The sequence below is a fragment of the Eisenbergiella sp. OF01-20 genome (assembly GCF_003478085.1).
In the GTDB taxonomy this organism is placed as follows: domain Bacteria; phylum Bacillota; class Clostridia; order Lachnospirales; family Lachnospiraceae; genus Eisenbergiella.
Map to the genome: position 1 here is coordinate 18,408 of NZ_QUES01000047.1, position 20,133 is coordinate 38,540.

Genomic DNA, 20,133 nt, shown 5'->3' on the forward strand with positions numbered 1-20,133 from the left:
CTTACAACGGGGTATTGGCTTTCCTGCGCCGCTGTGTTATCTCGAGCATAAGCTCCACGCTCCCCACATGATAGCCGGCGCAGGCGTATATTCCGGCCGGCCCGTCTTCCGCAAGGATCAGCACAGGAAGCTTTTCCTTATCCACCCCCATGCTTTCCGCCGCTTTTTCCCGATCCTCATGCCCGGCGACGTATACGCGGATACCGGGAATGCTGTCCAGCACCTTCTGCAGCGTCCTGTTTTCCAACTCCTCCGGGCTGCGAAGGATCACCGCCAGTCCCGGGCCGCTCTTGTTCCACCGGGGCGCACAGTCCAGCAGCTCATTGAGCACATGCTCCGTCGGTTCTTCTCCCGGGCCGAGGAAGGCCAGGGCCGCCGTCCCGTCCGCCGTCAGGCCGGAGAGCACCGCAGCCTTCCCGTTTTCCTCCTTCAGGGCAAAATCCTGCAGAGGAATACTTCGCAGCGTTCCCCCCTTCCCGTCTTCCGGCCATTCCAGCTTTATGCGTTTCTCTTCCCCCGCTTCCAGGACAAACGTCCTGCGGAAAACGCACTGGCTCCCGTCCGTCCTGCGCCGGACGGTAAGCAGCCTGTAAATGCCTTTTCCCAGATCCAGACGCAGCGAATTTCCTTCCGGCCGGCAGCCTTCATAATCCAGGGTACGAAAACAGGTACCCTCCAGCCTGCCGATTGTCCAGTTGTGATAATATGTCCAGCTGCTGCCGTCATTTGCCGTAAGCACGAGCGCCGGCTGGCTGTTTCCGGCGCCGTTTCCGTTTTCTCCTCCGGTTACCTTCCTGATTTCCCCTCCGGCCTTCCTGCCGGCTTTGTTTCCGACAGCATCCTCAACCTTGTTCTCTGTCCATACCGCTGCTGCAAAGGCATCCCCCGTCCAATATTCCGCTTCCCCGGAAGCACGGTTCAGTCTTGCCGGAATGCCCAGGCTGCGGCATATGGCTGTAAACAGGATTTTCTGCGCTTCGGGGCTTCCATGTCTCAGTTTCAGGCAGCCTACTGGTGTTGCGCAAAGCGATGCATAATCCCGTTCCGGCTCATACCGGATATTCTGCTGTATATATTGCCGGATCCTGACGGGATGTTCCCGGAATTCCCTTTTCTCCGCCTCTGTAAAATAAGCCCGGATATAGCTGCGCCAGGCAGTCAGCTCTTCTCTGCCGATTCTGGGGCACAGAACGTATGGTACATAGATATCCTCCGGCAAGTCCCCTCTTTCGCACAGGAGATGATCTTCCAGTATTTCTTTCTTCAGATCCTTATAGTCCTTCACCGAAAGGGAATGCAGCAGGCGCTTTCTCTCCTCCCTGCCGTCCTGGCTGAGGAATGCGTGAAGTTCTTCAAAATTTTCTCCCGCAAGGCGCAGCATAGAAGCCTCTTCCGGATATTGTGCCGCTATCTCTTCTTTATAATAAGCGGCAAAACGGCGTTCCCTGGATATGGCGGCTTCGGCAGACCGTTGTTCTTTTCTTCGCTTCTGCTCCTCCGTCTGTATGCCGGGATGCATGGGATATTCCTGCGGAGGTATCCATTCTTCCTGTTCCCATATATCCGGCACCCAATCGGATTCCGCAGCCGAAAGCTTCGGTGTCAGCCTGATTTCCGTTTCCTCCGGCAGGGCCGCCAGGGTTTCCGCAAACCGGCCGTCCTTCCACGCCCGCACGCTGACCGTTCCCCTTCCAACCGTGATTTCAACCCTTCCCTGTCCGTCGGCGGTGAGTACGGCGGCAGGGTAATATTCGGCCATATTCAGGATTTCCACCGCCACGCCCGCATATCCGCAGGGCCGCCCCTGCTCATCCGTAACCGTGATCCCAAGGCGGCACGTTCCGGCATACGCCGGCGTATTGTTGTAATATACCACCGCTCCGTCCTTATACAGGAACTCGCCGCGTTCGACGTCCCCGTTCTGCCGCGGCCGTATGCTCCATTCCCGGCTTTCCTGCGCCGTCCCGGCGGAAAAATCACTGAAGGCCCGGCTGTGAATCAGTATGGCCCGGCTGGCGGGTTCGGCAAACCATCCTTTATTGAGCACCTCCTCCGGTTCACAGGCGCCCAGAAAATACCATGTGCCGCGGATATACACCTCCACCCAGGCATGATTATCGTCACAGTGCGCCCAGCGGGGCGTATAGATCTGCCTGGCCGGGATGCCTGCGCTCCGGTAAGCCGTAACCGCAAACACCGATTCTTCCCCGCAGCGGCCCTTCCCGGAACGGTACACCGTCAGAGGGGAAGCCGTTCGTTCGTCGGTCGCCTCATATGCCGCATGTTCCGCACACCAGTAGTTTATTTCCTTTACCGCCTCCGCCGGATCCAGGCCGTCGATCCTGTCCCGGATCCGAGAATAGAAAAAGGCCCTGCAGTCACTGATACCCTCGTTATTAACCCGGTAAGACAGAACATAGTCCGCAAAAATATCCTCCGGCAGCTCCCTGCACCATTTCACATGTTCCCGCAGCCACAGGGCATGGCGCACAAAACCGAGAAAGGTGGAAAAATCATATTCTCCGGCATCCCGCACCGGCATGGTGCCATAGAGGAACTTCATACAGACCGCCTCATCGCCGGTACAGCCGGAAAGCCCGTTTTCGATCTCCTCCCGAAGGGGGGCGTAAAAGTCTTCTCTCTCTGCATATTTCTTCAGGGCATATTCCTGAAAGCGCGCTGATACCATTCCTTACTTCCGCCTTTCTTCCGCCAGTCTGTCCATTTTCCCGCGGATGAAGCCTGTCAGCACACCGGCGGAGTCACATTTATATTCCCAATACATGATTCCGTACAAGCCTTTTTCCCGGCAATAAGTTATTTTTTCCGTGATGGATACCGGATCTTCATAGCTGATGAAGGTTTTCCCGTCAAACAGGTAGGGAGCCTTTGCTTCTTCATCCCAATAGCGGCAGTACCCGTTTTTTCCGATATAGGATGCTGTCAGTTCCCCATAGTCCGGCCCGTAACCTCCCACGGTGAGGGCTTCCTGTCCCAGCCCGGTGCCGCCGCCCTTCACATCTTCCCATTTCCTGGAGTAAAAAGGGATGCCCAGCACGATTTTCTCTGCGGGAACCCCCGCTTCCATAAAAAGCCTTACCGCTTTATCCGCACAGGCGTCGGACAGGTTCCTTCTGCCGAAAAAGAGAGCCGCATGGTGACCGGTCACCTTCTGGAAACCGCCCTGCAGGTCATAGGCCATCAGCTGGACATAATCCAGATACCGGATCGCTTCCTTCATATTCGTCTGCGCCGTAAAATACGTGTCCCCTCCGGCCGCGATGGTGAGCATATACCCGTTTCCCGCACGGTCCAGCTTTTCCCTGACCGCCCGGAGAAGCCGTGTAAAGTTCTCCTTGTCCTCCGGATCCGAACCGATGCCCGCCAGAGAGGTACCCGGGTATTCCCAGTCAATGTCAATGCCGTCCAGCCCGTATTCCTGAACGAGTTCCGCGGCGCTGCGCGCCATGTTATCCCTTCCTTCCCCGGTGCGGGACGCCTGGGAAAACCCATCGGCTCCCCAGCCGCCAACGGAAAGCAGGATCTTTATGCCGGGATGAATCCCGCGGATTCTTTCCAGCGCTTCCTTCGCGCCGGTTTCCTCCCACACCATGCGGGAATCCTTCACCTGTCCAAACGCGATATTGATCACATCCAGGCTGCGGATATCCGCATTCCGCATCCCTGCCAGATCCCTGGTGCCTACATATCCTATTATCTTATTCATCAGCTCTCTGCTCCTTCTTCCCTTTGCAGTGCATATACTCTGGCTATCGGTGCCGTTTTTTCCTGTGCAGGAGGCATGGCAACAAGAAGGCCTCCCTGCTTTGCGGTAAAGGAGACCTCTTTCCCGGAATCCGGCAGGGTCACCCTCCCCACTTCCCCGTCCCAGGGAATCCATACCTCCTCCGGGACCGGGGAATCCTCCTCCGGGAACAGCTCCAGCGCATAGACCGTTCCGTTCTTTTGGGTAAAGGCAATATTCCCCTTCTTATAGGGAGCGCATACCCGTGTGCCGTAAATGGCATCGCCGTATACCTTCAGCCATTTCCCCATACCCTTCAGGGATTCCGCCGCCCCTGCGGGCAGTCTGCCGTCAGGCTGCGGGCCTACGTTAATGGCGAGGTTTCCGCCCTTAGCCACGATGTCAATGAGCAGCAGCAGCAGCTCCCTGGGCTTTTTATAGGTATCCTCATAGGCAAAGGAAAAGGAGGTTCCCAGCGTAATGCAGCTTTCCCACGGCACGCCGAGAGGCCGATCCGGCACGCACTGCTCCGGTGTAACATAATTTTCATACGGCCCGCCCACCGTCCTGTCCGCACAAAGCATTCCCGGCTGCCAACCGCGTATTTCCTCTATCACCTCGCCCAGGCGTATATCCTGGCCGGACTGCGGGCATACCCATCCCGCGTCAAACCACATGATATCCAGCTTTCCGTACCGGCCGGCCAGCTCTTTGATCTGGTTCTGCGTAAACGTCACGAACCGCTCCCACTCCTCCGGGTATGCAGACGGATCATAGGAAGGGCCGCGCCACATATATTCTCCCCTGGCGCAGCCTTTTTTCCAGTAGCTGTCCGCATGCCAGTCGGCTTTGGAAAAATAGGCGCCGATCCCGATCCCTCTTTTACGGAAGGCTTCGAATAAATGCCCGCAGATATCCGCATATTTGTGGGTATGGAAAGGACAGTCCTCCGCGGTAATCCGGTAATCGGAATACCGGCTGTCCCACATGCAGAAGCCGTCGTGATGCTTGGTGGTGAACAGCAGATAGCGGATTCCTGCCTCCGCCGCCGTATCCGCCCATTTCTCAGGTTCAAACCGGATGGGATTGAAGGTCTTGTTTAAACCGAAGTACTGTTCTTTAAACTCTTCCCCGCTCGCCTCCCAGTCCACACCTTTTCTCGCCCATTCCGCGTCGGCATCCGATAAGGCCCAGGACTCCACAAGCCCCAGCTGGGAATAAGGCCCCCAGTGCATCATCAGCGCCAGCTTCTGATCCTGAAACCACTCCAGCTTCTGCCGCACCTTCGGGTCCTCCGGCCACACATAGGCATCTGCGGCGCTGTAATTATGTACACCCTCCTGCACCGTTTCTTCCTGCTTTTCCTTCTCAGTCATTGTTCGTTACCGCCTCTCCATGTCCCAGATTATAGGTTATTTTTCCTTCCAGCTCCACCTTCAGCACGGTTGCAAAGGGATGCAGCTGCATATGCTGCGCCCCTATCCACAGGGTTCCGGGAATCCCGCTCCAGGGCAGGGCGCCGGTATAGCGAAAGGACAGCTCTTCCCCACTGTGCAGCACCGTCACCCGCTTTACCGGTGTTTTCAGTCCCTTTACGCACACGGTTTCCAGGGGTTTGTCATACACGATTAAATACAGCGTTTCCTGATCCCCGGAAATCGTGCTTCCTCCCAGGAACTGATGATAGCTCAGGCCCTTCCCGGTTCCGTACACCGCTTCTTCATGATCATGGATCCAGCTTCCCAGATCCAGCAATACTTTTTCCTGGCGCTCATCCAGCGTCCCGTCCTCTTTGGGGCCTACGTCCAGCAGGAGCCTGCCTCCCAGCGTGATGCAGTCGCAGAACATACGGATGATCTGACCGCTCGTTTTATAGGCATTGTCGCTGGGACGGTATCCCCAGGAATCATTTATGGTGGTACAGAATTCCCATTCCCCTTCCGGCCCGTAAATAGGGATTCCCTGTTCGGGCGTCTCATAATCCCCATAGCCCTGCATCCGTGAGTTTAAGACCACGTTGGGATTCAGGGAATGAAGATATTCCCGGAACCGGGGCATCCGCCACTGTGCGGCGCTGCGTTCCCAGTCACCGTCAAACCACAAAAGATCCACGGTCTGATAACCCGTCATGAGTTCTTCCAGCTGCCGGTCGTTAAACCGCAGGAATTCTTCCCAGGCATCCGGATCCTCTTCCCCTCCCGCGGGGGATCCGTAAATATCCTTCCGGCAGTCCTCCTTTTTCATCCCTTCCGGATATACGCTCCGGTAGCGGGGATCCGACCAGTCGATCAGGGAAAAATAAATTCCTGTTTTCAGCCCCGCCGCATGCATGGCATCGCTGTATTCCCGGATCAGATCTCTTCCCGCCGGCGTTTTCTTCACCACGCTTAAATCACTGTACCGGGTGTCAAAAAGAGCCATCCCGTCGTGGTGCTTTGCGGTCATCACCACATATTGCGCCCCCGCCTTCACAAAAAGCGCCGCCCACGCGGCGGGATCGTATTGGGAAGCGGTAAAGCCTTCGCATTGCTTCATGTAATCCTCATAGGAAATATTTCCGTTATGAAAGGACCAGGACTCCGATACGTCTCCCACGGCATAGATTCCGTAATGGATAAAAATCCCCAGCCTGGCCTTTTTGAACCATTCCTGCATCATATTCTGTTTCCTCCGGTTTTTTCTTGCTGACCGGAAAAGGACATATTACTTTTTTACGGTAATATGCCTTTTCTCCCTGCCGCCTTTGCAGGCTCTCCTTTATTCCGCTACCTTTTCAACCCCGCGGACCTCCATCCAGTCCTCCAGGCCAAGTGCATAAAGGCCGTCAATATAATTCTGCCACTGGGTATCATCGTCAATGTCCAGCTCGCCGGATACAAACATGGCCTGCTGCTGGTTGAAATAATCGTTGATTGCGGTGGCAATATCCGAATACCGGTCGATTTTGTCGAGGGGGATCCAGAAGGAAGGAACGGTTTCTTTGGTCAGGTACGGCTCGTAGGCTTCTTCCAGCGCCTTCTTTTCATCATACAGCGGGTTTGCTTCGATGTATTTGAAGCCGGAGGGCATATATTTGGGAAGGGACTGCGGCCACAGGTTGCCCCAGCTCAGTTTTTCCTGTTCTTCCTCGCTGAGCGTCTTGGTATCGATGGCATGGTAGCCGTCCTCTTCTTTAAATACGACGGTTCCCACAGGGCCGCGGTTGCAGCCGATGCCGTTTTCCAATTCAAACGCGTTGTCGAACCAGCGGCAGATTACCTCGGGATTCTTGGCATTATCGGTGATTACGGCCTGGGTCCGGTATACGGAAAAGCCGTTGGTGTCTCTCATCCAGCTTCCGCCCTTGTCGGTATTCAGCACGGGCAGGACGTCAAACTCCCCTTTTTCCGTCGTCGCCTGGATCCCGGAAAACTCGCTGCTACCGTAGGCGATGGACACACCATACAGGTCCCGGTTCCCTTTTCCTTCCCAGGTGGCGCTGTCCTGTGTGAAAATTTCCAGATCGATAAGCCCCTGTTCATACATGCTGTTGAGCCAGCTTAACAGCTCCCGGTAGGTACTGCTGGCACCGGCGTATACCACTTCGGAGTTTACAATCCCTTCGCCGTATTTATTCATGGGAAGACCGAACCAGCCTGCCATAGCTTCGATATGTTTATTATTCGGGTCTGTGGAAAACGGGATCTCATCATTCGGATCCCCGTTTCCGTTGGCATCCTGTTCCTTGAAGGCTTTCAGCACCGCCTCGAATTCCTCTGTGGTTTCAGGCATATCCATCCCCACGTTTTCAAGCCATCTGCTGTTGATATACGGCGCATAGCCCACCGTTGTATCGTCACATACATAAGGAATGGTATAAATATGCCCGTCAGGGGCCGTCATTTCCTCCCGCACGCCGGGAAGCTCCAGTATCTCCGTAATCTTAGGGCAGTACGCGGCAAAATAGTCCTCCAGCGGAACGAATACGCCCTGGTTTACACCGTAGGTCAGGATCATGCTGTCATTCAGCGTCCAGCCGCCTATCACATCGGCGTAATCCCCGGAATTCAAGTCCAGGTTCAGCCGTTCCGTCGCCGTTTCATACGGGAAAATACGCATCTCCACATCGACGTTCGTCTGCTTCTTAAACTCATCCAGCATATAAAATTCCCCGCTTTCGCTGGAATCATCGCAGAATATGGAAAAGCTGTAGGTCCCTTCGTCTACAAGGGGCAGGCCTTCTTTGTACAGCACCCCGTTCACTTTTCCGCTTTCATCCACCTCTGCGCTTTGTACACTTCCCCCGTCCGGGGCAACCGCTTCCGCCCCTGTGGTATCGCTGCCGCCGCAGCCCGCCAGGGAACCCGCACACATCGCCGCTGCCAGCAGCAGTGCAACCGTTTTCTTTTTCATCCTCTTTCCTCCTGTTTTTTCTATATTTATCGGCACAGCACCGGTAAATACTCTTTTTCCGATTACCCCTTCAGGGAACCGATCATGACGCCCTTTACAAAATGCTTCTGGATAAACGGGTAAAGGAGCAGGACCGGAATACTGCTGATGATGATCAGTGAATATTTCATCACATCGATCAGCTGCTGTTTTTCCCGGAGCGCCGCTCTGGCGGCTTCCGTGGTGGCTGTCTGGGACAGCGCCGTTTCATTGGTGATCAGGATATTGCGCAGCACCAGCTGCAGCGGATATTTTTCCGAATCGGATATGTACACCAGGGCGGAAAAATAAGAGTTCCAGTGCCCAACCCCGTAATACAGCACCAGGATAGCCGTGATCGCCGCGGACAGCGGAAGTGCGATCCGGAAGAAAAACTGCCCCTGCGTACATCCGTCAATCTCCGCCGCTTCGTACAGCTCCTCCGATATATTGGACTTAAAAAAGGTTCTGGCAACGATCATGTTGTAAACGCTCAGGCAGCCCGGAAGGATCAGCGCCCACATCGTGTTGAGCATATGCAGGTTACGGATAACCAGATAGGTAGGAATCAGCCCTCCGCCGAAAAACATCGTAACCATATAAAAGAGCGTGACGGCTTTCTTTCCCCCGAACCGGTCCCGGGAAAGCGCATAGGCCGTGGGCAGGGTGACGATCAGGTTAATGCATACGCCGCATACCGTATATATGAGGGAATTCAGAAAGCCCTTCATAACGGCACTGTTTTTAAATACCTCCGCGTAGCCCTTGAGCGTGAACCCGATAGGCTTGTACAACACCTTCCCCCCGGATACGGCGGCAGGATCACTGATAGAGGAAATGATAACCCAATACAGGGGATATGCCACCACGAGCAGGATTACCGTCAGCAGGATAAATACGACCGCATCGAAGATCACGTCCTCCCGGCAGCGTTTCATTTTTTTCTTTGTACCGTTTTTATTGTTTGTCAAATTCATCGTCATCCTCCTACCACAAGCTGTTGCCGGAAAGCTTGTCTGCGGTTTTGTTTACAATCAGCAGCATCACCAGGTTTACCAAAGTATTGAAAAGTCCGATCGCCGTGGAATAAGACATATCATTATTGATCAGACCCACTTTATAGACATAGGTGGATATAATTTCCGAAACATTAAGGTTCAGGTTGTTCTGCAGAAGATACGCTTTTTCGAAGCCGATGGAAAGGATGCTTCCGCAGTTCATAATCAGCAGGATCGTTGCCGTGGGCAGGATAGACGGGAGATCAATATGACGGATGAGCTGGAATTTGGTCGCGCCGTCACATTTTGCCGCTTCATGCAGCTCCGGGCTGATACCGGACAGCGCCGCAAAATAAATGACGGAGCTCCAGCCCATTCCCTGCCAGATGCCGGTCCAGACATAAATATGGCGCCAGTACTCTTTTTTAGCCATGAAATTGACCGGATCGCCTCCGAAAAACTGCACAACGTTATTAATAACCCCGACCGAGGGAGAAAGGAACAGAATGATCATACCGCACATAACCACCGTAGATATGAAGTTCGGCGCATAGGTAACTGTCTGGATGATTTTCCGGTATCTCTTGTGCCGGAAGGAATTCAGCAGCAGGGCCAGAATGATGGGAATCGGAAAGGATACCACCAGTCCGTACAGACTCAGTATCAAGGTATTCTTAATCGTGGACACAAAATACGGGGATTCAAAGAAGCGCTGGAAATAATAAAGCCCCACCCAGGGGCTTCCCCATATCCCCGCTTTGGCATTGTATCTGCGGAATGCCAGCTGGACGCCGTACATGGGTATGTAACTGAATATAAATGTCAGTACGACGCCCGGCACACAAAACAGCCAGAGGGATATATCCCTTCGCAGCGCCCTCATTGTGGAACCTTTCTTTCTTACCTTTTTCGTTTTCATACATTCTCCCTTCTGAAAATACTTTCGCAGCCCTTTGCCGTATGCGATACCGCTATATTTTTTACATCCGGCAGCACTTTTTCCAAATATTTGTGAACATTAATGAACATTTTTTCCTCAAAATGCGATTATACATTATGAACAACCGTGGGCTTTAATTACCTGTTTGTCATGCATTTTTATTAATAAAATAATATGTTTTTACACCGCATCTGTCAACAATTCTGCCAATAGTTTTCCATTTTTTCCCTTTTAAATAAACTATCTTTTCTTTTTAGTGTATTTTTTTGTTCACTTTTACCATTAAAAATATTATATTTATGTTCATTTTATTACCTTGTATTGCAACTATTTTCTTCAGATGTTATAATCGGAATGCTGCATAAAACTATTTTTTTCTGTGTTGCACGTTCACAAGCTGTTACTTTGACTACGTGCAGAAAAGAGGTCGGTTATGGACAATATAAGAATCCCGGTTCCTTCGGTTGGTTTCCACCCTCCCGTCTACCTGTGCAGACGGGCCGTGCTCCCCTTTGAACCGGACGGGAGGCTGGACAAGCCCTTCTGGGAAAAGGCGGAATTTACGGAGGCTTTTACGGATATTGAAGGGGCACATATGCCTCTTCCCCGTTTTGTAACCCGCGCCAAAATCATGTGGGATGATGAAAACCTGTATGTCGGCGCACAGCTTGACGGGAATGAAATATGGGGGAATGTCACCCGGAGGGATGATGTGATTTTCCGGGATAATGATTTTGAGATTTTTATCGATCCGGATTCGGATACCCGGCAGTATTATGAATTTGAAATGAACGTTCTGAACACGGTATGGGATCTGTTCCTCCCCTGCGCCTACCGGGACGGGGGAAATGCGGTAGTCGGTTATGATATCCATGGCCTGCGTTCGGCCGTATCCGTCTGCGGGGAGATCAACACCCCTTCCCCGCTAAACAAAAGCTGGTCCGTGGAGGTGGCCATCCCCTTCGCGGCCATAACGGAATGTCTGCCCGATAAACGGCCTCCCAAAGCCGGCGAATATTACCGGATGAATTTTTCCAGGGTCCAGTGGAAGGTATCGGAAACGGATGGCTGTTACCGGAAGCTGACGGATCCGGAAGGGAATCCGCTGCCGGAGGACAACTGGGTCTGGTCCCCCACCGGCGTCATTAACATCCATTATCCAGAACTGTGGGGGTTTGTCTTTTTTACGGAGGAAGGCAGACAGGACGGAAGCTTCCGGATACCGGAGGATGAACGGCGCAAATGGGAACTGCGCAAGCTTTATTACGCCCAGAATATCCATATGGATACGTACGGCACCTGGTGCACCAGCCTGGATATCCTGCGGGATATTCTCCGGGAATCTTCCCCCTGCGAAGAAAACCGCAGCCTCAGGCCCCTGGACTATACGCTGGAAACCACTTCCCATACTTATGAAATATCCTGCCCTTCTACGGAGGAAGGGAAACGTATCCTTCTGCTTTCCGACGGACGGATCATGACGGAGAAACCAGACATAACGCCATCCTGTCTGCCCGTTTTATGAGACGCAAAATACCGTCCAATGCCCTGTTAAGCCTGCGTCAAGTCCTTATAATCCTTCGGCGCCAGCCCGGTGTGTTTTTTAAAGAAGTGCGAAAAATAGGTTACATTTTCAAACCCAAGAAGCTCTGCGATTTCATATATTTTCATATCCGTATGGGCCAGATATTCCATGGCCTTACGCAGCTTTTTTTCATGGATGGTATGGATTATCGTATTCCCCGTCTCTTCCCGGAATATCCGGCTCAGGTAGCTGGCATTCACGCCGATCCTGCCGGCGATATCCGCCACGGAAAGGCTTTCCGGGTAATGGGCGTCGATATACCTTAAACAGGCGTCTATGAGGAATTCCCGCCCCTGGGCGGCGCCCTTCATGGCCTGCGCAGCGTTCGTCAGCAGGCTTTCCATCAGCAGACTGTACTCCTCCAGATAGACACAGCTGTAAATCTGATGAGCGATTCCTCCCGGCCTGCCCTGTCTGCTGCGATCCTCCGTATCCCCCGCCGTCAGCAGCTTCCGGCACCGTTCCTGAAGGGACATCCCGGAACTTCGGATGGCGGCGGCGGTACAGCCAAATGCCTTCTGCCGCTCCAGCAGCCCGTGAAATGCCCGGACGGCATTTTCCGCATCTGCCTTTTCCACCGCGGCACAGATCTCTTCCATCCATTTATCTTCCTCCGGCAGACGCCGTTCCTCCTGCTCCGCCCCTTCCCTGTAAAAATGCAGTTTGCCGGCTCCGTCCGGGAACCGGTAGTCCAGGGCGGACGCCGCCTCTTCGTACAGGCGCTTCAAATCCCCCGCCCGTCTGCCTATGCCGCTGATTCCCACGCACACGGAAAGCTGCAGAAAATTATCCATCATCTCAAGGATTTGTCCGCATTTCGTGCCCATACGGGTTTCATACCCTTCCTGTACCCCGCCCAGCAGCACGCACAGCATATCTCTCTGAACGAAAAGCATTTTTTCCATATGCTCCTCAAATGCTATAGAAAAAAAGTCATTCAGGCTTTTATGGATACGGCTGCGCGTATCGCCGTCTGTTTCCGGGCCGAGGCGGAAACGGAATAAAAGCACCAGGTAATTTTCAAGCCGGAGGGGCAGCGTCCGGTATCTTAGCTCCAGCTCCTCTTCATCGTAAAGGCTTCCGTCCAGGACGGCCCGCAGGAAATTCTCCACAGCCTCTTCCCTTCCGTCTTTCCCCTCCGCCCTTTTCTCCTTTTCCAGCTGGCTGCAGCACCTGGAAACGGCCGATTCCAGACCGTCCAGCGCTCCAGTTTTCGTCACATAATCCGCCGCACCGTATTTCACAGCCGCCTGGGCGTAAGAAAAATCCGCATAGGCGGTCAGAATAATTACCTGCACCGGCAGCTCATGCTCCTTCACATATCGGGTAAGCGCAATCCCGTCCGCACCGGGCATACGGATATCCGTCACAAGGATATCCGGCGCTTCCTCCTCCAGATGCTCCAATACCTCCATCCCGTTGGACGCCACAAAAACCACTTCACATTCCAGACGCTTCCAGTCAATCAGCGTCTGCAGTGCTTTTCTCATGATCGGTTCGTCATCTGCCAGCATTACCCTGTACATGGCGCTCTCCCTTTCCGCTTACCTTTATCCGTCCTTCTTCTTCCCGCTTGCCCGGATTATCCGGATTTCCCGAAGCCCCTGCACACCCGGAATCTTCCGCCTTCCCTGAAGCTCCTGCATTCTCCGGTATCCGGATCCGCACCGTGGATCCCCTGCCGGGAGAAGAAAAGACGGTTACGCCGTAGGCCTCCCCGTACATGAGCTGAATCATATGGTGTACATTACTCAGTCCCACATGGTTATGGGCATTGTCCTTTGCCGCCTCCCCGTCCATACCGAACCCGACGCCGTCGTCCACGGTATCGATACAGATGCAGCCCTCCTGCCGGTAAACCTTCACTTGTACGAAGCCGTTGCCCACCTTCGGCTCCAGCCCGTGCACCACCGCATTTTCCACAAGAAGCTGGATACACAGCTTGGGAATATACTGCTCCTTCAGCTTATCTTCGGATACCGTAATCTCGTAGGACAGCCTTTCCCCGAAACGGTAGCTTTGCAGATACAGATAATATTCCACATAGGAAAGCTCCTGCCCCAGCGTCACCTTTTCTTCCCCGCTACGGTATATCTTGGCCTGGATCAGCTTGCTGAAGGTGGATATCATGCGGAACAGTTCTTCATTGCCGTCCATTTTGGCCTGCAGGGACAGGGTATTGAGAACGTTAAACATAAAATGGGGATTCATCTGTGTCTGCAGGAATTTCAGTTCCATTTCCTTGATGGAAATCTGCTTTTCGTATACTTCCTTGATCAGATTGTTCACATAAGCTGTCATTTCGTTGAATACTTTGCTGATTTCATGGAATTCCCGGCTGTCATAGGAAGGAAGCTTGGTTTCGAACTCTCCTTCCCGCACTGCCTGGAGCTTGTGTGTAATCTCCTCGATGGGCCTGGTCAGACGGTAGATCAGAACCAGCAGAAACAAGCAGCCGCAGCCGGTTACCACCGCGATAAGCAGCACGTAAATACGGACGGAGGAATACATCAGCCGCATGGCGTGGTTTTCCGGGATCCCCAGAAACACCTGTAATTCCATGGGCAGAAGCTTTCTGTAAACCCGGTAATCCTTTCCCCCCACATCCATACGGAAAGGTTCATAACGGTACTCCTCAAACGTTTCCCGTTTTGTACCTGCCGTATTCCAGAAGGCTTCCTGGTTCCCGCCGTCCAGAAGCTTTTCCTTCCTGTCGCAGAGCACCCAAAAGGAGCCGGGATAGCTTTCCGCCAGTTCTTCCATCCGTTTGTCCAGAGCCTCCTTGTTCAGCTTGAAAAGGACGGTGCCCGTTTTATCCATAAGGCTGTTATATAAGGGAAAAGCCAGATACAAAAAGCCCTCCTTTTCCTGGTAGGAGTATCCGGCGCCTTCCTCTGCCTCCTCCTTCTCATAGGCCAGGCAGACCTCCCGGAACACCTTCGCCCCCGCTTCTTTTTCCGAGGTCGGCATCGCATAATAACCGGTGCTGACAAAATCACCCTGCCGGCCGAACAGGCTGGCTTCAAGCACCAACGGCGTCTGTACATTTCCCAGGTTATCCGGGCTGCTGATATCCACCGCACGGGAAAAAGCGGCTTCCAGCGCTTTGCATTCCTCCCCAGTGAGCCTGCCGTGCCTGCTCTTATCCATAACCTCCATTACGGTTTCCGAGTCCCGAAGCGCATAGATCACCTGTTCCAGATACGAAAGTCCGGAATCCATACTGTCCGCCGTGGTGGTCAGGAAAAAATCCATGTCATGGTGTATGTAGTCGCTGACGATGAAAAACACGGAAAACACAAAGATGCCCCCGCACAGAAGCAGCGCGCCCAGCATGATTCCCATATTTACCGTTATCATTTTCCCACGTATGGAATACCGTTTTCTCTTCTTCCCTCTCATCGCTTCCCCGCCTTTTATATCCTGCCGTTTCCGTCAGAACCATTATACCCTTCCGGGAGCCTGAAGTCACGCCCTATACTTTGCAGCGGGCGCACTCAGCCCTTCACGGCGCCGGCCGTCAGCGATTTGACAAAGGTTTCGGACAAGAGGCAGAAAATCAGGATGGTAGGCACGACGGAGACAATAATAGCGGAAAACATTCCGTTCAGATTCTTGGAATAGGCCGTTGTGAACTGGCCCAGCAGCGCCGGAATCGTCATTTTTTCCTTACTCTTGAGCAGAATGGAGGCGAAATAAAACTCATTCCAGTTATTCAGGAATACCATGATAGCGGCAGTGGAAAGCCCCGGCCTGGCAATCGGTACTATGATCCGGAAGAAGGAAGCGCAGTAGCCGCAGCCGTCAATCCTGGCGGCTTCCTCCATTTCTCTTGGAATTGTAAGGAAATAACTGCGGATAATGAAAAAGGTTACCGCTATCCCAAGACCGGAATAGATGAAAATAAGCCCGCCCCTCGTATCCTTCAGCCCCAGATCGCCCAGCAGCCTGTATATAGGAAAGCTGATGGAAATGGACGGGATAAAAAGAGTGGTGGTAAACATCAGGGTAACAAGCCCCTTCAGCTTAAATTCCATCCGCGCCGACACATAGGCGGACATCGCTACCACCAATACGCTGATAAACGTGGATAGGACCGTAATAAAAATGCTGTTTCCAAAATAAGTCTGTATGCCCAGCTTTGTAAAAATAGTGATATACCCGTCAAATACCCATTCCGTAGGCAGCGCAAGCCCGCCCGGGTTCTTCTTGAAGGAGGACAGAAACACCCAGAGGATGGGGTAAATCGAGATAAACAGGACAGCCGCCATAATAAGGCCGCGTCCTGCGCTTGTCAGAAGATGGAATGCGCTGCGTTTTTCAGATGATTTATGATTCATACCGGTTCCTTTCTGTTCTGCATGTCGGCGCGCCCTTACCCGGCCCGCCCGCTTTTTCCTTAATCCACATAATCCGTACGGAAAGCCCTGTTAATCAGGCCTACCAGAAGCAGACCCAGCAGGAACTGGATCACCCCTGCCGTATTGCCTCGGGCAAAATTCAGCTTCGTGCTTCCCAGTGCGGTCTTGTAGACATAATAGCTCAGGCTGTAGGTGGCATTATCCGGCCCGCCGCCTGTAATCAGGGCGATTTCATTATACAGAAGAAGGCCATAATTGGCCGCCATCACGGATACCGTGCCGAGCATGGGACGCAGAAGGGGCAGGATGATTTTCCGGTCTATCTGCCCTGCATCGGCCCCATCCACCCGGGCTGCCTCCAGCAGGCTGGCGTCGATGCTGAAAATCTGTGTCAGCAGAAGCAGGCAGGAGGAACCGCCGAAGAGGATAAAGGAAAAGGTCACCCCCCAAAAAGCATAGGTCTCATTTGCCAGCACACTGATATCACTGCCGGGCCATATCCGGTTGCACAGCTCCGTTACAATCCCTCTTGAAGGACTGTACAGATTCAAAAAGATCAGGCCGATAGCCGCCGTGGAGATGATGTTGGGAATGATGAAGGTATTTCTGGTAAATTTCCAGCCCAGGGGCTTTTTAGCCAGTATCAGGGCCACAAGCAGCGTAAACGGGATTTGTACCAGCATGGTAAGGGCAACCCATTTCAGGGAATTCACCAGTGCCGTCTGAAAGTTCCTGTCTGCGGTAAACAGCCTGATATAATTGTCAAACAGACTGTCCCAGCCCAGGAATTCCGGCTTGAGGAAATTCTTGTAATTCCATTTGCAAAAGGAAGTCACAAAAATATTCACAAGAGGCCAGGCATAAATAATACCGAACAACAAAATCCCGGGCAGCAGAAACGCCAGGATAAACCCATTCTTTTTATTCAAGAATTTCTTATCTTTTCTCATACAAAATCCTCTTTTCCCCTACCGTTGTGTTCCCAGCCGAAGAAGGCCGGATGGGTACACATATGGAAAGAGGCCATCCCGGAGACAGCCTCTTGTATCCTTCTTTCCGTCCGTACTGCCGGCCGCCTTTATTCCGCCGCTTCCAGGAACGCGTCCAGTTCTTCCACAGCATCTTCCACGGTCTTGCTTCCATCCTTAAGGCCCGCATATTTGGCCTGGATCTCGCCTTCCGCATCCCCGAAGTTGTTGCCAAGCCCCAGCGCCTGGTAATCCGCACTCTGGCACAGCCTGCACGCTTCTACCAGAAGCTTTGCCTCCGGCGCTTCCACTGAATCCGCCAGCGCCTCATAATCCACCGCCGTGCTTGGCGCCATGCCGATTCCGTTTTCGATAATACGGGCTGCCACCTCCGGGCTGGTCATATACTTAATAAATTCCACCGCTGCGGCCGTCTGTGCCTCATCCAGCTTTGCGGATACGACATAACCGCAGCCACCGGACAGCAGTGCCGCCTTCTTACCGGCTTCCTCGGTAGGGAATACCGCCGGTTTGATGTTCTCCGCACCGGCCTCACACGCTACGGAACCGCCTGCATCCCACACCCCGTTAAAAAGCATTGCCGTCTTTCCGTCAAAGAAATCGGAACGGTACGCTTCATCATCGTCACCCCCCGGCCCGAAATTAGCCGAATCGATTTTCTGCAGGGCATTTTTCTGTATAAAAGAAAGCGTGTCCGCAAAGACCGTCTGCTTAAAACTCTCCACATTTTTCCCTTCTGCATAGAAGCTTCTGGAATCCGCGCTTCTCTGAAGATAGGCCGCGGTAAGGATATTAGCGGGCCATCCTGCATTCAGGCCGAAGGGCATAATCCCCGCTGCGGTCAGCTTATCCACCGCCGTATTAAAATCATCCCAGGTATTCCATACATCCGGCGTATCCGCTCCCGCCTGTTTAAAAAGCGCTTCATTATACCAGAAACCAACGCCCTCAATCTGCTCTCTCACAGAATAAATGTTCCCGTCTTCCGTCAGATTCTGCTCATAACAGACGCCGACTCCGTCCTTAAAGCTGCTGTCCTCATCCAGATAAGGTTTCAGATCCAATATCATTCCTGCCGCCGATGCCACGGGTGTGATGTCCCAGCCTCCGAAATCCGCAATATCATAAAATTCCCCGGCACTGATATCATTGAGCGCGGTGTTATAAATGCCTTCCGCTCCCGTCTCATCCGCTTGTATCACAAAATGGAACTCATCCTTATGGGCATCCGCAAATTCCTGGTAGATCGCGCGCATTTGTGCGGCAGCCGCCCATTCCGATTCGTCATGGTAGTAACCGTGTACAAAAGTGATGGTAGGAAGCTCTCCGTCCGCCGTCTGTGCATCCGCTTCGGATTCCGCCGGCGCGCTCTCCTGCGCAGGCTGTTCCTCCTGTTTACTCTCCGCCGGCTGCGGGGAATCCGCCGTTTCCGCGCTGTTTCCGCATCCTGCCAGCATAAGAGCCGTCATCGCCGAACAAAGCAGCCATACCAAAGATTTTCTTTTCATATCCTGTACCTCCCTATTGGTAACGAAGCTGCAACGGTTCCTGTTCCGCAGACAGAAGCCGCTGCGTTTTCCTGTTGCTTTCAATTTACCACGCCCGGGTTAGGTTCTGAATAAACAAAGCTGCAGATATCTATGCTATTTTTTCACCTGCTTCCGATGCCGAAAGAAAAAAGATGTTATTTTTTTACCCGCCGCCCTTTTTCGGGACGGAGCAGTAAAAAAATAACATCCTTTCCGGGAAAGGCCCGGGCCTGTCCGCATATCAGCCGGGTATCCCATACCATATGCCGCTGTCACCCTTTTACAGGCTTTGATCCAGCTCCGCGATCAGGGAATCCAGAGCCTCCTCCTCCGTACAGGCACGCCGGATATCCGCACCGATGGTTTCCATGATCCTGCTGTTCCAAACGCTGGTAATCGTCTTTATCTGGATATCCGCCCCATGCGCCTGCTCCAGCGCATTGCCCAGCAGCGGGTATTCTTCCCTGATTACCGCCAGATCCACATTGGGATTGGAAGGGGCCTGCCCCGTTTCCAGCGCCAGCTTCAACTGCACCTCCCCGCTGAGCATGTACTTTAAAAAACGGACGGAGGCTTCTTTTTTCTTTTCATCATAGCTGTCAAAGAGCACGTATCCGGAGGAAGGGGAGATATAAGAAAGGCTCTCCCCCGATTCCGTGGGATAGTTGGCGTATGCGATATCCGCCTCCGCCGCACAGCCCTTGAATTCTTCACATTCCCACACGCCGTTAAAATAAATGGCCGTCCTGCCCTCCCGGAAATATTCCCTGGCATCATCCAGGCTCTCCGCCTTCACCGAATGGCTGAAAATCCAGGCGAAATCCCGTACCGCATCCCGGAACACAGGCGTATCAAACGCAGCCGGCAGCGTACGGGCCATCTCCAGCCCCTGCGGCCCCTTCCCTGCCAGCACTGCAAGAAAAAGATTTTCCGCCACCTGCACCGTTTCCAGCGCACAGGCATCCGTCCTGTCCCCTCCCCAGGCATCCAGCTTTTCAAGGGCTTCCCGGAATTCCTCCCAGGTACGGGGCGGCCTGGCATTCCCCTTTTCATCCACGATCCCGGCCTCCCGGAAATATCCGGCATTGTACCAGTAGCCCATCACCTCCAGCGCATCCGGCACCGTATAAAGGCCGCCGTCTTCCCCCGTCCAGGTTTCCAGGACCGAGGGGTGGATACTCCGGATGAAATCCGCATCCGCTTCTATAAAAGGAAGGAGATCCAGCGCCATACCGCGCTTTATTGCATTCTGTACATAATAGGACTGTCCGTTCGTGCTGACAATTTCCGGCATTTTATCTACGGCAAGCATATTGTTGGCCTGCTCCACAGCGATATAGCTGTCGGAGGAGGGCTGGTAATTCAGCACAATATCCGGATTTTCCTCATCAAAGGCACGGTAAATCTCCTGCATGGTGGAATGTGTGTTGACCGTCCCTCCCCAGCCGTGGATAAAGGTCAGCTCCGTCACCTCCGGCTCCTCCTGCCTGCCGCAGCCGGTGATAACCGCTGCGGTTAAAAGCACCGGCAGAACACGCCGGAACACTCCCTGATAAATTCGGTTTCTTTTGTCCAC

At 53.3% G+C, this 20,133-nt stretch carries 13 protein-coding genes and 1 pseudogene; 1 reads left to right on the top strand and 13 read right to left on the bottom strand.

From position 1 onward, the window contains the following. Position 1: 1 nt before the first annotated feature. From DXA36_RS29420 to DXA36_RS29450, 7 genes and pseudogenes are all read right to left on the bottom strand, one after another. Positions 2-2,689, bottom strand: coding sequence for a transglutaminase domain-containing protein (locus tag DXA36_RS29420; RefSeq protein ID WP_118682827.1), 2,688 nt, complete (start codon positions 2,687-2,689; stop codon positions 2-4). Positions 2,690-2,692: 3 nt separating this feature from the next. After that, a complete protein-coding gene (locus DXA36_RS29425) occupies positions 2,693-3,727 on the bottom strand; it encodes a glycoside hydrolase family 18 protein (protein WP_118682828.1) in 1,035 nt (344 codons plus the stop codon). After that, positions 3,727-5,121: an alpha-L-fucosidase gene (locus DXA36_RS29430; RefSeq protein WP_118682829.1), complete on the bottom strand. Its 1,395-nt coding sequence runs from the start codon at positions 5,119-5,121 to the stop codon at positions 3,727-3,729. The genes DXA36_RS29425 and DXA36_RS29430 overlap by 1 nt, the downstream gene beginning before the upstream one ends. Next, a pseudogene (locus DXA36_RS29435) lies at positions 5,114-6,409 on the bottom strand (alpha-L-fucosidase); the annotation flags it as partial. The pseudogene DXA36_RS29435 and the gene DXA36_RS29430, both read right to left, overlap by 8 nt. Positions 6,410-6,502: 93 nt before the next feature. After that, entirely contained in the window at positions 6,503-8,137 is a 1,635-nt protein-coding gene (locus DXA36_RS29440; protein WP_118682831.1) for an extracellular solute-binding protein, read from the bottom strand. A 62-nt stretch (positions 8,138-8,199) separates the two neighbouring features. Continuing rightward, a complete protein-coding gene (locus tag DXA36_RS29445) occupies positions 8,200-9,132 on the bottom strand; it encodes a carbohydrate ABC transporter permease (protein ID WP_207666388.1) in 933 nt (310 codons plus the stop codon). 10 nt (positions 9,133-9,142) lie between these two features. Continuing rightward, positions 9,143-10,072 carry an ABC transporter permease gene (locus DXA36_RS29450; RefSeq protein ID WP_118682832.1) on the bottom strand — a complete coding sequence of 310 codons (930 nt, stop codon included), beginning with the start codon at positions 10,070-10,072 and terminating at the stop codon, positions 9,143-9,145. A gap of 454 nt (positions 10,073-10,526) precedes the next feature. Between DXA36_RS29450 and DXA36_RS29455 the strand changes: the two genes are divergently transcribed. Beyond that, positions 10,527-11,618 carry a carbohydrate-binding family 9-like protein gene (locus DXA36_RS29455; RefSeq protein WP_118682833.1) on the top strand — a complete coding sequence of 364 codons (1,092 nt, stop codon included), beginning with the start codon at positions 10,527-10,529 and terminating at the stop codon, positions 11,616-11,618. Positions 11,619-11,644: 26 nt separating this feature from the next. On the opposite strand, the gene DXA36_RS29460 is transcribed toward DXA36_RS29455, so the two are convergent. The 6 genes from DXA36_RS29460 to DXA36_RS29485 all read right to left on the bottom strand — a co-directional run bounded on the left by DXA36_RS29460 (position 11,645) and on the right by DXA36_RS29485 (position 20,133). Then, positions 11,645-13,204 (bottom strand): response regulator, encoded by a 1,560-nt coding sequence (locus DXA36_RS29460; protein WP_118682834.1) that lies wholly within the window; start codon positions 13,202-13,204, stop codon positions 11,645-11,647. Next, the gene (locus tag DXA36_RS29465) at positions 13,179-15,080 is read right to left on the bottom strand and encodes a sensor histidine kinase (protein WP_118682835.1); all 1,902 of its coding nucleotides are present in this window, start codon (positions 15,078-15,080) and stop codon (positions 13,179-13,181) included. The genes DXA36_RS29460 and DXA36_RS29465 overlap by 26 nt, the downstream gene beginning before the upstream one ends. 95 nt (positions 15,081-15,175) lie before the next feature. Then, complete coding sequence (locus tag DXA36_RS29470; protein ID WP_118682836.1) at positions 15,176-16,018, bottom strand: carbohydrate ABC transporter permease; 843 nt, start codon at positions 16,016-16,018, stop codon at positions 15,176-15,178. A gap of 59 nt (positions 16,019-16,077) precedes the next feature. After that, a complete protein-coding gene (locus DXA36_RS29475; protein WP_118682837.1) occupies positions 16,078-16,989 on the bottom strand; it encodes a carbohydrate ABC transporter permease in 912 nt (303 codons plus the stop codon). Positions 16,990-17,117: 128 nt separating this feature from the next. Continuing rightward, entirely contained in the window at positions 17,118-18,536 is a 1,419-nt protein-coding gene (locus DXA36_RS29480; RefSeq protein WP_118682838.1) for an ABC transporter substrate-binding protein, read from the bottom strand. A gap of 301 nt (positions 18,537-18,837) precedes the next feature. Further along, positions 18,838-20,133, bottom strand: a complete 1,296-nt coding sequence (locus DXA36_RS29485; protein WP_118682839.1) for an ABC transporter substrate-binding protein — start codon at positions 20,131-20,133, stop codon at positions 18,838-18,840.

Coding starts and splice junctions, on each gene's coding strand:
- DXA36_RS29460 (WP_118682834.1), bottom strand. CDS start 13,204: ATGTACAGGGTAATGCTGGCAGATGACGAACCGATCATGAGAAAAGCA.
- DXA36_RS29480 (WP_118682838.1), bottom strand. CDS start 18,536: ATGAAAAGAAAATCTTTGGTATGGCTGCTTTGTTCGGCGATGACGGCT.
- DXA36_RS29425 (WP_118682828.1), bottom strand. CDS start 3,727: ATGAATAAGATAATAGGATATGTAGGCACCAGGGATCTGGCAGGGATG.
- DXA36_RS29475 (WP_118682837.1), bottom strand. CDS start 16,989: ATGAGAAAAGATAAGAAATTCTTGAATAAAAAGAATGGGTTTATCCTG.
- DXA36_RS29445 (WP_207666388.1), bottom strand. CDS start 9,132: ATGAATTTGACAAACAATAAAAACGGTACAAAGAAAAAAATGAAACGC.
- DXA36_RS29430 (WP_118682829.1), bottom strand. CDS start 5,121: ATGACTGAGAAGGAAAAGCAGGAAGAAACGGTGCAGGAGGGTGTACAT.
- DXA36_RS29455 (WP_118682833.1), top strand. CDS start 10,527: ATGGACAATATAAGAATCCCGGTTCCTTCGGTTGGTTTCCACCCTCCC.
- DXA36_RS29440 (WP_118682831.1), bottom strand. CDS start 8,137: ATGAAAAAGAAAACGGTTGCACTGCTGCTGGCAGCGGCGATGTGTGCG.
- DXA36_RS29450 (WP_118682832.1), bottom strand. CDS start 10,072: ATGAAAACGAAAAAGGTAAGAAAGAAAGGTTCCACAATGAGGGCGCTG.
- DXA36_RS29470 (WP_118682836.1), bottom strand. CDS start 16,018: ATGAATCATAAATCATCTGAAAAACGCAGCGCATTCCATCTTCTGACA.
- DXA36_RS29465 (WP_118682835.1), bottom strand. CDS start 15,080: ATGAGAGGGAAGAAGAGAAAACGGTATTCCATACGTGGGAAAATGATA.
- DXA36_RS29420 (WP_118682827.1), bottom strand. CDS start 2,689: ATGGTATCAGCGCGCTTTCAGGAATATGCCCTGAAGAAATATGCAGAG.